The sequence below is a fragment of the Paraburkholderia sp. MM5477-R1 genome, from assembly GCF_050436385.1.
Lineage (GTDB): Bacteria > Pseudomonadota > Gammaproteobacteria > Burkholderiales > Burkholderiaceae > Paraburkholderia > Paraburkholderia tuberum.
Genome location: NZ_JBNDMC010000010.1, coordinates 22036 through 37692, shown reverse-complemented (window position 1 = coordinate 37692; position 15657 = coordinate 22036). Strand labels below are relative to the sequence as shown.

Here is a 15657-nt window from a genome sequence, read left to right as displayed (position 1 = left end):
GGTGGCATGAACATGACCGATTCCACGCTGATGCTGCGTGTCGCCGCACGACGCGACGAAGCCGACGGGATTGCCGGCTTCGAGTTCGTCGACATCGACGGCCGCGACCTCCCGCCGTTCGAGGCGGGCGCGCACATCGACGTCTACGTGCCGGGTGGGCCGGTGCGGCAGTACTCGCTGTGCAACGCGTCTCGCGAGCGTCACCGGTATCAGATCGCGGTGTTGCGCGCCGCCGATTCGCGCGGCGGATCGCAGCGCATGCACGACGCGGTGAACGAAGGCGACGCGATTCGCATCGGCGTGCCACGCAATCACTTTCCGCTCGCCCGGCATGACGCGAAGCCGCTATTGCTCGCGGGCGGCATTGGCGTGACGCCGATTCTCTGCATGGCGGAGCAGCTGACGGCAATGGGCGCGGCGTTCGAAATGCATTACTGCGCGCGCTCGAAGAGCCGTGCGGCGTTCGTCGAGCGAATCGCCGCGTCGTCGTGGGCGGACAACGTGCAATACCACTTCGACGACGCGCACGGCATGCTCGATCTGAATGCACTGCTGACGGACGCCGGCGCGGACCGGCATCTATATGTGTGCGGTCCGCAGGGCTTCATGAACGCGGTGCTCGACACGGCCCGCTCGCTCGGCTGGAGTGACGATCGTCTGCATTACGAATACTTCGCGGCGGCGCAGCCGTCGGGTGATGGCGCGTCGTTCGACGTGCGGCTCGCGCGCTCGGACCGCGTCGTGTCGATTGCGGCCGATTGCACGGTCACCCAGGCGCTCGCGGCGGCGGGCGTCGACGTGCCGGTGTCGTGCGAGCAGGGCATTTGCGGCACCTGCGTCACGCGGGTGCTCGAAGGCGAACCTGACCACCGCGACCTGTTCCTGTCGCCAGAAGAGCAGGCCCGCAACGATCAGTTCCTGCCGTGCTGTTCACGCGCGAAGTCGAGGGTGCTCGTGCTCGATCTGTAACCGTAATCGCCGGCCCGGCCGCCAGGCGCGGTCGGCGCCATCCATCAGAAAGAAAACGGGCGGCCGCTGGCACGCCCGGCATCGGAGGAGTCATGGAGAAGAATCTGGCGTCGTCGGAGGGTATGCCCGCGAGCGTCTGGACCGGGAACGATGCGAGGGCGGCGAGTAGCGCCGACACGAGCCCGTATCGCTGGGTCGCGCTGTTCATCGTCTGGGCCGCGTTTCTGCTCAGCTATGTGGTCCGCGTCGCGTGGAGTACGGTGGCCGCGCCGGTCGGCGCGTCGCTCTGCATCGGCGTGTCGATGCTCGGTGCGTTCGTGACCGCGTTTTACGCGGGCTATGTGATCGCGAACGTGGTCGGCGGCATGCTGACCGATCTGCTCGGCGGTCGCGCAATGCTCACGGTTGCGCTGCTGCCGCTCGGCGTGCTCACGTTCACGTTCGGCTATACGCATTCGCTCGCATTCGGCATCGTGATTCAGGCCGCGATGGGTTTCGCGGCGGGCGCCGACTACTCGGCCGGCATGAAGATCATTCCCGCGTGGTTCACGCGCGACCGTGGCCGCGCAATGGGCCTCTACACGACCGCTACGTCGCTCGCCGTCGTGATCGCGAATGCGGTCGTGCCGTCGTTTTCCGCGCGGCACGGCTGGTCGAACGCATTCCATATGCTCGGCATCGTCACGTTCGCGTGGGGCATCGTCACGTTGCTGCTGCTGAAGAACCGGCCTTCGAACGAAGCGAAGCCCGCGCGCAACAGCCTCCAGGAAATGCTTGGCCTGTTGCGCAACCGTAACCTGATCGCGCTGTCGATCGCGGGCTGCGGCGGGTTGTGGGCGACCGTCGGCTTCGGTGCATGGGGCAACGCACTGATGACGCGCCAATACGGCATTGCGCCGATCGTCGCCGGATCGATCGTCGCCTCGTTCGGCATTGGCGCGGTGATCGCGAAGCCGACGCTCGGCTGGATCTCCGACCTGCCTGGTGTGTCGCGGCGGATGATGTCGATCGGCTGCCTGATCGCCTTCGCGATCGCGCTGCTGGTGTTCGGCTACTGCTCGACGGTGCATCAGTTCTATCTGGTCGCGCCGATTCTCGGTGCGTTCTCGTTCGGCTATCTGCCGGTGCTGATGGCTCAGGTCAGCGACGCATCGGGCAAGCGTCTCGCGGGCGCGAGCGCCGGCTGGACCAATGCTATCTGGCAGTCCGGCAGCGCGGTGTCGCCGATGGTGGTCGGCTCGCTGTATGGCGCGAGCCATTCGTTCATGCTCGCGCTCCTCACACTTGCGATCGGACCCGCTATCGCGGTCATCGCGATGTTCTTCGTCAACCCGCACATCGCACGCGAATGACCGATTCTCCGGTAGCCGACGCGGCCCCGCGCCGGCTACCGCGACGACAGAGGTCGAACGATAACTAATCCGCATCACAAAACAACTCACTTTCCAGCAGGAGATACATGGTGAAGCACAAGCCTCTCGCCAGGCCGTCGAAGGTCCTTTTTGCATGTGGTATTGGTATCGGCATCAGCGGCGCGGCGCATGCGCAGTCGTCGGTCACGCTCTATGGCATCGTCGACTCGGGGGTGACCTACGTGACTCACGCCGTCACGTCGCAGGGATCGTCGGGCACGCAGGTCGCTCTCGGCACCGGCAACCGGCTGAATTCGCGTTGGGGTTTCACGGGCAAGGAAGATCTCGGCGGCGGACTGCGGGCGATTTTCACGCTCGAATCGGGCATGTCGATGAACACCGGTGCCCTGCAGCAAGGAGGGCGGCTGTTCGGCCGGCAGGCGTTCGTCGGACTCAAATCGGACCGCTACGGCGCGATGATGCTCGGCCGGCAGATGACGCCGATGTATCGCTACTTCCTAGCGCTCGACCCGCTCGGTTATTCGAGTTACGGCTTTTCCGCGCAGGACGCGCAGTTCGTCGGTCGCGCGGATAACGCGGTGTCGTATCTCGGCCATGTGGGACCATTCGAGCTGAATGCGCTCTACAGCCTCGGCTATGACGCAGTCACCTACAACGTGCCGGTGGCGGGCTCGTTCCGCGTCGGCAAGCAGTACGACATCGGCGGACGCTATGTGCAGGGGCCGCTGAATCTGACGTTCGTGTACGAGCAGCGGCAAGGCTCAGCCATTGCGTCATCGGGCGACAGCGAACGCCGCTACGTGGCCGGCGGTTCGTATCAGATCGGCAAGGCGACGCTGTACGGCGGCTACGAATTGCTGCTGAACGACGTCCGGTCGACGCTCGCCGCATCGCCGCCGCAGTCGATGGCGTTCGCGGGCGTGCGCTACAGGGTGACACCGGCGCTGGACCTCGCAGCCGCGACTTACTACCACGCGTATCGCCAGGTCGACGCGCACGCATTGAGCACCGGTGTCAACGCGGACTACTGGCTGTCGAAGCGCACGGCGCTGTACACCGACATCACGTATGTGATCAACAGCTCGAAGGCCGCGCTGAGTGCGACGGGGTGGGCGACTTCGGTCGCGACGACCACCGTGAAGACCGGCGCGAACCAGCTCGCTGTTGCGGTCGGCGTGCTGCACAAGTTCTGACTTGACGCTGCAAAGAGGGCGACCGAGGCCGCCCTCTCAATCGCTCAGTGCGTCGCGATGATCGCGCCGCCCTTTCGCCGACGCGTAATACCGCTGCAAGGCGTCGGTCGAGCGCGCGCCCAACGCGCGGATCTGGGCGTGCCAGTCGGTTTCCACTGGCCACTCACCGGCGATCACGCGCGGATAGATCTGCCGTGCGTAGCGATGCAGTGCCTTCGCGCCGATGTTGCCGCTGACGCCAAGCAACGCATGCAAGCTCGCGTGCGTCGCCTTGATATCGACGGCCGCGCTGTTGCCTGCGAGGCGCACGACGAGCGAGCGAATCTGCTCGATGCCGTTCAGGAACGATTCGTCAAGCAGATCGAGCGAGACCAGTTCCATGAGGTGCGCTTCGTCGAGCAGGCTTTCTTCAGCGATGGTGGCGGCCGCGGGCGCGTTCGCAGTGGGGGGCAATGCCACCGGCGTCGCCGCAAAATCCGTTTGCGCGGCTCCGCCCGCGGTTTCCGTGATTCGTTGTGGAGCGTCCGCAACCAGCGCGCCGCGTGTGCCGAACTGCCGCGCGAGACATGCGTACAGCGAGCCGGCCTGCACCGGCTTGATCAACACCTCGTTCACCCCGGCGGCAACGCAGGCCTGCACCGCCTCGGCATCGGTGTGACTGGTCAGCGCAATGATAGGCAGCGTCGCGTAGGCATCGGTGCGCGCGCGAATCGACTTCGTCGTCTCGATGCCGTTCATGCCCGGCATGTTCACGTCCATCAGGATCGCGTCGATGAAGCCGTCTTCGTGCAGTTTGGTCAGCACCGCCTGACCGTGGTCGGCCTCGACGACGCTCGCGCCGCAGCGCTCCAGATACGCCTTCGCGACAAGCCGGCTGTAGGTGTCGTCGTCGGCGATCACAAAGGTTCTGCCGGCGAAGACATCGGGCAGTTCGCCCGGCTGATGATGCGCACCGTTGTCGAAGAGGGTCTGCAACGCGGTGAGCAGCTCCTGCACACTCGACGTCTTGCTGATGATCTCGTCCATGCCGGCGCGCCGCGCGCGCAGTCGCACCGCGTTGCCCGGTTCGGCGGTATAGGCGGCGATCAGCACGTTGCGGTTCGGGCAGTCTCTGTCGGCGCGGAGGCGCTCGGTCGTCGTGTAGCCGTCCATCGCGGGCATGCTGATGTCCATCAACACGAGGTCGTAGAGCGGCGCGCGCCGCAACGTGGCGAGCGCAAGCTCGCCGCCCGACGCCTCGCTGACATAGGCGCCGGCCTGCGTCAGCACGCGGCGGGTGCGGGCGCGCAGCGTGTCGTCGTCGTCGACGACGAGCACGCGCTTGCCCTTGAACGCCGGCATCGCCCGTTCGAACAGGCGCCGCTCGTGCTCCTCGACCTCGTCGGCCGCTACCGGTGGAAAGCGCAGCGTGAACGCGGTGAACTTGCCGAGTCCCGATTCGCAGTCGATGCTGCCGCCGAACGCGCGCATCGCGCGCTGGCAGTACGCGAGCCCGAGCCCGGTGCCGCCAGAGTTGCCGGCCGTGCGAAACGGCTCGAACAGATGCTGCAGGATCTCCGGCGCGATGCCGGGGCCGGTGTCGCGTACGATCACCGAGTCGCGGTCGACGGTCAATGTGAGCGTCGCCTGCGGATACGCGACGATGTGATGCAGCGCGTTCTTGATCAGGTTGAACAACGTGAACAGATAGACCGTCTCGTCGACCTTGAACACGAAGTCGCGCCTGACGACGACGCTCACCTTCGCGCGTTCCTTGTCGTTGTCGAAGCCGTATTCGGCGAGCGCCTTGCGCGTGGTCGCGCCAGCATGGAGGTAGCTGAGACTATCCGGGCGGATCGATTTCGCGGCGACTTCGTCAAGCGTCATCGCGATGATGCGCAGGCCGCGCTCGATCGACAATTGCCCCTGCGCGAGGTGGTTGTACATCAGCGAGGCCGTGCCGTCGGTCAGCGTCGGCGCCGCGCCCGCTTCGGTCGCCGCGGGCAGCGCTTCCTCGACGCGGTCGAGCACGTGCCGCAACTGGCTCAGCGGATTGCGCATCTCGTGCGCGATGGACCCCGCGAGCGCCTGCAACGCGCGGTTCTTTTCGACGAAGATGCGTCCCTTGCTGATCGCATGACTGAACGCCATGCTGCACAGCACGACCACCGGCAGCAACGCGAGGTTGGACTTGTCCTGCGCGCTGAGAACGACCGGCGTCGGCGCGCTCAATACGCCGGCGAGCCCGCCGGAAAACACGCCAATACCGATGCAGGTTATCAGCAGCAGGGGGTTGTCGATACACAGCGCCAGAATGAAGATCATCATGACCTCGGTCATCATCCACATCGTGGAGAAACCGTTTCTGACGGTCAGAAACGTGCAGACGAACGGCAGCACGTAAATCAGACAGCAGTGCCAGTAGATCAGCAGCGCGGGGTTGTAGCGCCTCGGCCAGCGCGCATGGAACAGCAGGGGAACGCAGACGGCCGCCGCGCTGAGCCGCAGCAGCAGGTTGTCGTAAGGCTGCGGAAGGATGTAGGTCCAGACGACGTAATAGATGGGGTGACACAGGAGGCCGAGTGCGCCTCCCCATCGAATTGCGAACCTGCTTCGTTCCAGCATATCCCGCATGCTTTCGCGCGGTATCGCCATCAGGCCTCCGAGTTCATTACTCCGAGTTCATTAGGAACCCATCATTTCATGCGTATTGAATTGCTGTGATTCGACGACTTCGGCGAGCGAATCGCCGTTCTTGCCGTGAAACGGTCCGACCGAAAAGCCATACTTCTTCAGCAGACCATGAGTATAAGAGACCGACCACACGGGCGGGCTGCCAATGATGAAATCGGAGGCGATACCTTCCTGCCATGCCGAATAGCCTTCGGCGAAGCAGGTATAGCAGTCGCGGGTGGATGGCAGCCTGAACGGGAACGCGGTGTCGAGTCCGGCGGGCCCGCGCGCGAAGCATTCAATATAGAGCGTATGACCGCGAGAAGCGAGTTCCGCTTCGACGCTTGCCGCGCGCGGATGCGAGTCGTCGATCCAGAATTGCGCGCGTTTGAGATCGGCGGCGCTCAGGTATGGCACGCTCGTGCTGCTCGCGAGAATCGCGCCGTCGAAGTCCGGCAGCGGCGTGTCCGGGCTGAACGTATGCACCGAGACTTTCGATTTGCCAAGCAGGTCCGACGCGAGCAGCTCGTTCGCCTGATCGATCAGCAGGTTGATCTTGTCGGGCAGATCGATCAGCACCAGCTCCTTCGGCGCATCCTTGTAGAGCAGATACTTCGCGACCGTCGTGCCGAGCCGGCCGGCCGCGCCGAACAGCGCGAGCTTCGTGTTGCCGAGCTCTAGGTCGAGCTGTTCGCAGCAATGCATCGCCCAGTCCTTCAGCATCGCCGCGGTCGCCGCGTGGCCCGTCGTGATGTGAGGCGGCTTGACCGGCCGGGGCAGCGCGCCGTAGTTGCACGCGTAGGGCGTCGACGCGCCCATCGCGACCATGTTCAAGCCCGCCTTTCGGGCGAGTTCGAGCGCCGGAAAGAATTGCGTCTCGCGAAAGCGCTTGATGCCGCGCGGGCTGCCGAGCCACATTTCGAGCGGCACCGGGCAGGCGATATTCGCGCCGATCACCTGCGCGCCCGAATAGATCGGCGATGCGATGAAAGGCCTGGTTTTCCACAACTCCTCTTCGAACGATTCGCTTCGTTCGCGAACGTTGTGAAAAGAAAATGAAAGGGTTTCCCAATCGGTCGCGTGGAACAGAAAGCCGACTCCCCCCTGACGGGCCGGCAGGCTATCCCGGATCTGTTCCGGGTGAATTTCGTGCTTGAGCGCAAGCGGTGCACTATTCCGATGCAAAAGAAGTCCGGTTGGCTCGTTTGAAACAGGCGACACGTCTTTAAGGAGAGCGGTTTTCATTGGTTTTTCCGTGGTTTTGATTAGACGCTGGAAAAGTCAGCGCGCTGCGTGGCCAGCCGGTTGGACCGGCGACCCTTCAACTCTAGAGAAATCCACACCGATATGCCCGTCTGTTCGTGCACACAGCATTCACGAGCGGTCCATGACGGGTTGCCCGCCGGGTGGAGGTCGGCTTTGGGCAAACTTTTGAAAGGATTACGGCAGAAGTTTCGATGTATTAGGGCGCGTCGTGGGCCGTCATCGAATGGAAAAGGGCCGCTCGGCGGCCCTTTGCTTGCATGCCGGGCGAATTCCGGATTAGCGTGTGATGCTATAGCCGATTCGCGCAATCCAGCGATGCTGGTTGTAGTCGAGAATGTCCTCGCCATAACCGCTGAAGAAGCCAAGCCACAGATAACCGCCCCAGCGGCTATTGATCAGCTTCGCCAATGGATAGGTGAACTGCGTATCGACGCTGCCTTTGCCGCCTTGCGTTCCTTTGCGCAGCGTCGTGTCCAATTGCGCGCCGTCGGGGCTGCCGTAGATGAACCGCAGGTCCACATAGCCGCGGTAGTCGGCGATGTCGTGGTTCTCGCCGGCGATGTGCGTATAGTAATAAATCTTCGGCTGGATGGTCAGATGGTAGCTGTGGATGTCGCCGAAATCCCAGATCGGCTTGAGGAACACATAGTCGACGCCGCGCGATTCCGGACCGTCGCGTCCATTCGATTCGTGTTCGTAGCCGGCCATCACGCCCATTCTGCTCCACCACGTGCTCTTCCAGCCGGTGTCTTCGAGGTAGTAAAAGAGTGCCGGCATATAGCTGGTGTCGCGGAACGGCGCCGAGTACTTCTTGAGATCCCACAGCGAGGTTTGCGCATAGGCGAAGTACAGGTTGTCCGCGAAACCACGCGAGCGCGGGTCGTCCGGAACGACGAGGCGGAACTTGAAGCTGAGCTGGAATTTCGCGAGGGACTCGCTACCGCCGCCATCGGCGAAATACATCGGTTCGAAGGCGGAGAAGCGGCTCAGGAAAGTGTTGATTTGCGGCACGGGCGCATCCGGTCGTGATGGCGCGGGCGACGACGCGATCAGGCTCGTCGACGACGGTGCGCCGCTCGCGGTGGCCGCCGCCGTTGCTCCGTTGGCGCTCCCGGCCGACGCGAGCGCCGCGTCCTTGCCGGAGCGCGGCGGACGCGTCAGCAGCACGTACGATGGCGACACGTCGAGATCCGGCACGTCGATCTGCATCGCGCCGCGCGCCCATTCGGGCCACGTGCCGGTATAGCGCACTGCCTTCAGTTCGCCGGCGGCGAGCTTCAGATGCTCGGGTGCGCCGCTTTCGCGCGTGAGCGCGAGCCGATGCGGTACCACGTCGGTATTGCTGATCGCGATATTCAATTGCGCCGGCACGTCGACTTCGGTGCCACCGGGTTGATCGCCGGCATAGACGATCGTCACTTCGAGTGGACTGCTCGATAGCGCTTCGCGCGGCGGACGCAATACGGATACGCCGGCGACGCTATACGCGGAGTAGCTGCCGAGCACCAGCGCAGTCATGCAAAGCGATAACCAGGGGAGAAGCCTGGAAAGCGAGCTGGAAACCGAGCCGGAAAGCGGACTTGAAGATAATCGGGAAACACGCGAGCGGTGGCTGCGAACGGCGGACTGGCGGTCTTTCTTCACGCGAGACATCGATCGATTCCGCACACGAAGCTCCTGGTGGTCTACGAGAGTTCAGGTCGCAAAGAGACGATAGCGTTAATGCGTGCAATTGGGTAGAAAATCGCGGCCGCCGTGTTTCATTGCGGAAATGGCGACGCATGCCGGTTCCCGCTATCTGGCATTCTGCTCATTCTGCCAGTGCGATTACGGATTGCGTGAGTGGAAAAATGAATTAGGAGCGCTATCGGTGCAAATAGCGGGGGGGAAGTGGGGATAATGCCGGTGTGTCGTTGCATTTGCGCAACGAAGACTTAAATGTCAAATCGATTGTCATTCGCGACCCGGTGTATCCCCGCGGTCGCCTCAGTCATTTCCGTTATGGCAATTGCGCGTCAATTGGCGATTCGCTTTCGTGACAATTCGTTGCGCGGCCAATGCGGCGACTGAATGCTTTCTTCAATAGGCGAATTTCCGGTATTGCTCCGGCGCGCTTGCATTGTCGAGTTCGCTCACGCGCGGCATATGGCGCAGCAGGCGTTCCGCCCGTGGCGCCAATTGCTGATAGACGGCGCCGGGTACGTCGATGTGGACTTCCGAAGCGGCCCACGGTTGTCTCCTTTATCGAATCGTCGAGTTGGGGATGCCTGAGATGCCTGAAGTTGCCTGGATGTGCCTGGATGTGCAGCTCATTGCCTCGGCGAGACCAGCAGCGACACCGGAACGCCGTGACAATCGACCTCCGCGAGAACCGTCGCGCCGAGCTCGGCGCCCGACCTGGTGGGCGCGTCGAACGGGCTCGCGCCGTGATCGATGCGCAGAATGTTCAGCGGCCAGGACGGCCGCGTCAGCCGCTCGTGCGCGAACGCGCCGACCCAAAGCGGCGCCGCGGAGGTGCCGTTGTCGACCGCGAAGCCGCTCGGCCAGAAGCGAAGCACGTAGCGTTCCTCGCGCGAATTGCCCGGTCGCATGAAGACCAGCGACGACGGCACGCCATTGTTCAGCTTCGGCAGCACCGGCAGCGACACCGCCGCGACGTCGGGCGAAGCGAGCGACAGCAGGCTGTGCGCGGACACGTCGGTGCCCTCGACCCAGCCCTGCGCGCGCAACTGCTCGCGTATCGAAGCGGGCTCGGAGACCCATTGCAGCGTCAGCGGCTCCTTGCGATCGCCGCCCATGTCGGAGCGAAAGCACGGCAGCCGCTTCCACCCGGAGAGCTTCCACTGCGTCTGCGTGAACTGCACGGGGGGTGGTTGCGGCGCGCCGTCCGGCGGCGTCGGCATTGCGAGGCCGAGCTGCAGGCCGACACTGAGCGCTACGACCGCGAGCACCACGAGCGGCATGAAACGGCGCGGCGGCGGCGGCCGCGGATGCCGCCAGATCGCCGTCAGCGCAATCAGCGCGACCCACACAGACGCGAGCGCCGCGCCGCCGATCGCGTCGGACACCCAGTAGCGGCCGAAGTAGACGCCCGCGAGCGCGACCACGATCACGACGATGATGCTGGCGCCGGCAACCAGCACGCCTCCGAGCTTGCCGATCCGGCGCGCGAGCAGAAACGCGAGAAAGCCGTAGATGATCACCGTCGCGGCGACGTGATTGCTCGGAAACACGAAGTGGCCATTCATGAGTTCGTTGGGCGGGGCGCGGCGCATCGCGAGTTGCAGGCCGAGAATCAGCAGCTGCGAAAACACGACCGCCGCGAGCCAGTAGACGATCGTGCGCCAGCGCCGCTCCCACACCATCCATAGGGCGACCGTGACGACCAGCGCGAACAGTGTGATGCCGCTGCCGAGCGTCGCGAGCGCCGCGAGCAACGTGTCGCCCCACGGCGTGCGTATCGATTGCAGAAAGTGATAAACGGACAGGTCGATGGTCGTCAGCGGATCGCCGCTGACGACGTCCTCAAGGACCCCGAAGAAAAGCGCGCCGGCCACCAGCACGATCAGCGACGTCGCGAGCAGGTGGGTCGCATCGGGCGTGTCGGGGTCGAGCATGCGGCGCGCGATGCGGCCGAGCGGACCCGGATGGCGGCATGCCCAGCTGCCGAGATGACGGCCTGCCGCGCTCGACCAGGCATTCGCGTGTGACACCAGAAACCCAGCGCCGCGAAAGCTGAGCCACACGATGCACGCCAGCATCGCGATGATCACGACGAGCCGGAACGACACCGCCCCCGCGAGCAGCACCGACGCGCCGAACACGACGCCGGGCAGGATGTGCGCGGGCGCCCACAGCAGCGCGGAGAGCACGTTGATCGAGAGGAAGCGCAGCGGCCGCATGCCCATCATGCCCGCGACGACCGGCACGATCGCCCGCAGTGGGCCGATGAAGCGGGCGAGCACGACGCTCTTCGCGCCATGCTTCAGAAAGAAGCGCTGGCCCGCGTCGAGTACGCCGGGGTGTGCGCGGAACGGCCACAGAGTGACGATGCGCTCCCTGTAGCGAGCGCCGAGCCAGAAGCTGGCGCCGTCGCCGGCGACCGCGCCGACGATCGCCCACACGAAGACCCAGGCAAGGCTCAGCGAGCCGGTGCCCGTCAGCGCGCCGGCGAGGAACATCGCGGTGCTGCCGGGGACGAAGGTGCCGATGACCGCGATCGCTTCGAAAAAAGCGGCGAGGAAAACGACCGCGAGCATCCACGTCGAGTGGCCGGCGAGCAGATGCAAAAGGTGGATGTAGGCGTGCTCCATCGTGCGATCGGCCGTTCGGGCGTAACGATCGATCATAACGCGCACGGACACGCCGTGGGCGCGGGCGGGAGCGGCGCCGCTGCATCGGTCGCGCGATCGGCTCAGAATAGATATCGTGCTCGGCGGATCGATGCGGTTGGAGGGTAGCTATGAAGACAGCAACAGGTGGGATCGTGTGGTCGGCGTTGCTTGCGGCGCTGTTGACGGTGGGGGCCGCTGCAACGGTCGAGGCCCAGCAACCGGGCAATCCTGGCGGCAGCCAAAACGGCACTCGTGCGGGCACGAACGCGGGCACCAGCGGGGGCAGCGGGGGCAGCGGCAATGCGGCTGTCGGCGGCGCGATGGGCATCGGTACCGGCGTCAGTCCGAGTGCCATGCCGGTGCCCGGCATGTCGGCGGGCGGCTCGTACGGGCTCGGCTCGGGTGGCGCGACCGGCTCGGGCGCCGCGCTCAACAACATGCGCGCGAACGGCACGGCGCTCTATATGAATCCCGACCCACGCGCGCCGAACGTGACCGGCCGCGCGGCGCCGCCGCGCTAGTGTGGCGCGGATAGAATGCAGGTCCGATCCGACCAAAGGGGAAGCGAATGGCGCACGGCGAGCACAAGTACCACGTATCGGTGAAATGGACCGGCAACCGCGGCAGCGGCACCTCCGGCTACCGCGACTACGACCGCGATCACGTGATTTCTTCCGGCGGCAAGCCCGACATTCCGGGCTCGTCGGATCCGGCGTTTCTCGGCGACGCGACGCGCTGGAATCCCGAGGACCTGCTGGTCGCGTCGGCGAGCGCGTGTCACAAGCTGTGGTATCTGCATCTGTGCTCGGAGGCGGGCATCGTCGTGCTCGACTATCGCGACGACGCCGAAGGCACGATGCTCGATACCGCGCAGGAAGGCCGCTTTTCCCAGATCGTGCTGCGCCCGCGCGTGACGATCCGCGCGAGCGGCGATGTCGAACTGGCCACGCATCTGCATCACGTCGCGCATCAGAAGTGCTACGTCGCGAACTCCGTCAATTTTCCGATTCTCTGCGAGCCGGTGGTGGAGACGGACGCGCGTTAAGGCGCATGCGGCGGCGCGAAGCGTGCGAGCCGGCTGGCGAGCGGGGCGCCGGCCAGACGCTCGCTAGCGCTCAACGATTGCCGTCGAGCAGATCGCCGAGCAGTTCGTCGAACGCGGCTTGTGCGTCTTCGAGTTCCTGCAGCGCGGCGTCGAAAGTCTGCAACGCAAATTGCGAGGGTTTGCCGCTGCCTGACGGCGGGAATTGCGATTGCAGCGACGCGAACGCGGTCTGCACCCGCTTGGTGGCGGTCAACACGCGTTCCATTGCGGCGGTTTCTTCGGCTCGCGCCTTGTCGTGATCCATGAGAACTCCGGGGTCGTCGGGTTGCGTCGGAACGGCTCGCGCCGCTTCAAAAGGGGACTAAAGGGGGGGACTATGCCACGTTCGCGCTCAGGACAGCGGCAGACCGCCAAACGCTTTCACTTCGCGCAACGATAAGGCCGATTCCACCGACGTCACGCCCGGCAGGCCGCGCAGTTCGTCGCGCATGAACGTGCCGTAGTCGTCGAGGTCGCGCGCGACGATCTGCAGGATGTAGTCGGCGCTGCCCGACACGTTGTGGCACGACAGGATCCGCGGGATCGCCTGCACCTCGCGCTCGAAGCGCGTGGCCACCACGCGGTCGTGCACCGCGAAGCGCACGAGCACGAACGCGATCACGCCCAGACCGAGCCCGGCGCGCGACAGCACCGCGCGGTAGCGGTCGATGTAACCATCGTTCTCCAGACGTTTCAGACGCCGCGCGCAAGGCGTCTCGCTGAGGCCGACCATCTCGGCGAGACGCGCATTCGACATGCGGCCGTCGTTTTGCAGCGCGGCGAGAATCGCGCGGTCGGTTTTGTCGAGATCGTCCGTGGACATGGTCGGGAGGGGGGCTGCAGGGTGGTGGAAGGCGTCGTCAGATGTCGAAATATTAGCGCATTCCGCTATTTTTTGAATGCAGAGGACTGAAAGTCGCCAGCAAACGCTCCGCATCCGATAGCAACATGGAGCCTCGAACAACAAGGAGGCTCCGATGATTTCCGCTCACCTGCTGGCCGTCTACGTGGCGGCATTGATTGTCGTTTATGCGGTGCCTGGGCCGGACATGGCGCTGATCCTGCAAACCAGCATCGCGCGCGGCGTGCGCAGCGGCTTTGCGGCCGCGGCGGGGCTCGGCGTATCGCGCGCGACGCACGTGACGCTGTCGGCGTGCGGCATGGCGGCGCTGCTGCGCAACGCGCCGTGGCTGTACGACGCGGTGCGCTATGCCGGCGCCGTCTATCTCGCGTGGGTGGGGATTCAAATCTTCCGCTCGCCGGGGTTCGCATTGCCGGCCGGGTCGCGCGACGGGCAAGCGGCCGGCGCGCCGCGAGTGGAATCCACTGCTTCGAGCGATGCGGGCAATGCGGTGCGGCCGTTGCGGACCGCGTTCGTCAAAGGTCTGCTGACGAACCTGCTCAACCCGAAGGCGCTACTGTTCTGCTCGGTGCTGTTGCCGCAATTCGTGCGGCCGGAAGCGGGGCCGGTAGCGTGGCAGATGATCGAGCTTGGTGTCGTGCTGCTCGTGATCGGCGCATGCTTCGACGCGTTGTATGCGATCGGCGCTGCGCGCATCGCCAACTGGATGCGCGTCCATCCTTTGGCGCAGACCGTACAACGGTGGACCTTCTCGGCTGCGTTGATCGGCTTCGCGCTGCGGCTTTCGCTGGAATGAACTTTCGCTGGATTGAAACTTGGAGCTGGCTTTTGCATTCGTCGCGCGTGCGCATACAGCCGATGCAAAGGCCGCGGTGCCAAGTGATTGTGTTAATAAAGCCGATAGCGCGGCCGGCCGCGCGCACGCGCGGCGACACAACCACCTTCTCACGCTCATCGATGCATACCTTCCTGCTGTATGTCGTGACCGCTGTCGCCGAGATTCTCGGCTGTTACCTGCTGTGGCGCTGGCTAAAACAGGGCGGCTCCGCGTGGCTGTTGCTGCCAGGCGCGGCAAGCCTCGCGCTATTCGCGTGGCTGCTGACGCTGCATGGCACCGCAGCGGGCCGCGTGTATGCGGCCTACGGCGGCGTGTACGTGGCGGTCGAGATTGCGTGGCTGTGGGTCGTGGACGAGGTGCGGCCCACGCTGTGGGACGCGGCAGGCGTCGCGCTGACGCTGGCCGGCATGGCGGTGATCGCATTCCAGCCGCGCCTGCACGCGTGAGGGCGGCCGCGCGATCGACGACCCGCCTGCTCCGTTTACTGCTGCATCCCGCCCAGATAGTCGAGCTTACCGAGCTCGACACCGTTATGACGCAGGATGTCATACGCGGTCGTCACGTGGAAATAGAAGTTCGGCAGCACGAAACCGAACAGATATGACGCTCCGGTGAACTCGATCGAACCCGTCCGCATTTTCAGCGTGATGGTGCGGCTTTCCGAACCGTCGATCTGCGCCGCGTTGAATTCCTTCAGGTAATCGATCGTTTTCTGGATACGGGCCTGCAGTTCATCGAAAGTCTGCTCGACGTCGTCGAACTTCGGCGGCTCGACGCCGGCGAGGCGCGCCGCGCAACCCTTCGCGGTATCGCTCGCGATATACACCTGGCGCACGAACGGCAGCATGTCCGGCGCGAGCCGGGCATTCGTGAACACCGACGGTTCGATCTGCTTTGCGGCCGCGTGCGCTTCGGCCTTGCCCAGGATGGCCTGCAGGTTCGTGAGGCCGCGAATCAGCACAGGCAGTGATGCTTGATACATCGAAATTGACATGGGTTCCTCTGATTTCTCGATCGTGCGCGCAGTCGGCGCGCGCGGCAATGAAACGGCGGGAATGCCGCTTGAGCATCATAGCGTGTCGCATC

General features: G+C 64.6%; 14 protein-coding genes. 7 read left to right on the top strand and 7 right to left on the bottom strand.

Annotated elements, in window-relative coordinates:
- Positions 1–6 precede the first annotated feature (6 nt).
- The 3 genes from OKW35_RS43975 (at position 7) to OKW35_RS43965 (ending at position 3535) form a co-directional block, all read left to right on the top strand.
- On the top strand, positions 7–969 hold the full coding sequence (locus OKW35_RS43975; protein WP_429555322.1) for a PDR/VanB family oxidoreductase: 963 nt from the start codon (positions 7–9) through the stop codon (positions 967–969).
- A gap of 92 nt (positions 970–1061) precedes the next feature.
- Positions 1062–2321 (top strand): MFS transporter, encoded by a 1260-nt coding sequence (locus tag OKW35_RS43970; RefSeq protein ID WP_429555321.1) that lies wholly within the window; start codon positions 1062–1064, stop codon positions 2319–2321.
- 107 nt (positions 2322–2428) lie between these two features.
- The gene (locus OKW35_RS43965; protein ID WP_429555320.1) at positions 2429–3535 is read left to right on the top strand and encodes a porin; all 1107 of its coding nucleotides are present in this window, start codon (positions 2429–2431) and stop codon (positions 3533–3535) included.
- 36 nt (positions 3536–3571) lie between these two features.
- On the opposite strand, the gene OKW35_RS43960 is transcribed toward OKW35_RS43965, so the two are convergent.
- From OKW35_RS43960 to OKW35_RS43945, 4 genes are all read right to left on the bottom strand, one after another.
- A complete protein-coding gene (locus OKW35_RS43960; protein WP_429555319.1) occupies positions 3572–6169 on the bottom strand; it encodes an ATP-binding response regulator in 2598 nt (865 codons plus the stop codon).
- Between the two features lie 30 nt (positions 6170–6199).
- Complete coding sequence (locus OKW35_RS43955) at positions 6200–7432, bottom strand: hypothetical protein (protein WP_429555318.1); 1233 nt, start codon at positions 7430–7432, stop codon at positions 6200–6202.
- A gap of 297 nt (positions 7433–7729) precedes the next feature.
- Positions 7730–8971: a phospholipase A gene (locus OKW35_RS43950; RefSeq protein ID WP_429555317.1), complete on the bottom strand. Its 1242-nt coding sequence runs from the start codon at positions 8969–8971 to the stop codon at positions 7730–7732.
- Between the two features lie 791 nt (positions 8972–9762).
- Entirely contained in the window at positions 9763–11766 is a 2004-nt protein-coding gene (locus tag OKW35_RS43945) for a VTT domain-containing protein (RefSeq protein WP_429555872.1), read from the bottom strand.
- Positions 11767–11915: 149 nt separating this feature from the next.
- On the opposite strand from OKW35_RS43945, the gene OKW35_RS43940 reads away from it, so the two are divergent.
- Positions 11916–12308, top strand: coding sequence for a hypothetical protein (locus tag OKW35_RS43940; protein WP_429334063.1), 393 nt, complete (start codon positions 11916–11918; stop codon positions 12306–12308).
- Positions 12309–12355: 47 nt separating this feature from the next.
- Positions 12356–12832 carry an OsmC family protein gene (locus OKW35_RS43935; protein WP_090806238.1) on the top strand — a complete coding sequence of 159 codons (477 nt, stop codon included), beginning with the start codon at positions 12356–12358 and terminating at the stop codon, positions 12830–12832.
- A gap of 70 nt (positions 12833–12902) precedes the next feature.
- On the opposite strand, the gene OKW35_RS43930 is transcribed toward OKW35_RS43935, so the two are convergent.
- Together OKW35_RS43930 and OKW35_RS43925 are read right to left on the bottom strand one after the other, a co-directional pair.
- Complete coding sequence (locus tag OKW35_RS43930) at positions 12903–13136, bottom strand: hypothetical protein (RefSeq protein ID WP_429353939.1); 234 nt, start codon at positions 13134–13136, stop codon at positions 12903–12905.
- A gap of 87 nt (positions 13137–13223) precedes the next feature.
- Positions 13224–13694 carry an Lrp/AsnC family transcriptional regulator gene (locus OKW35_RS43925; RefSeq protein WP_018425024.1) on the bottom strand — a complete coding sequence of 157 codons (471 nt, stop codon included), beginning with the start codon at positions 13692–13694 and terminating at the stop codon, positions 13224–13226.
- Positions 13695–13848: 154 nt separating this feature from the next.
- Between OKW35_RS43925 and OKW35_RS43920 the strand changes: the two genes are divergently transcribed.
- Positions 13849–14529 (top strand): LysE family translocator, encoded by a 681-nt coding sequence (locus tag OKW35_RS43920; protein WP_429555316.1) that lies wholly within the window; start codon positions 13849–13851, stop codon positions 14527–14529.
- Between the two features lie 161 nt (positions 14530–14690).
- A complete protein-coding gene (locus tag OKW35_RS43915; protein WP_429555315.1) occupies positions 14691–15017 on the top strand; it encodes a YnfA family protein in 327 nt (108 codons plus the stop codon).
- 35 nt (positions 15018–15052) lie between these two features.
- Here OKW35_RS43915 and OKW35_RS43910 read toward each other — a convergent pair whose 3' ends face one another.
- Entirely contained in the window at positions 15053–15565 is a 513-nt protein-coding gene (locus OKW35_RS43910) for a DUF1993 domain-containing protein (RefSeq protein ID WP_184068086.1), read from the bottom strand.
- Positions 15566–15657: the final 92 nt, after the last annotated feature.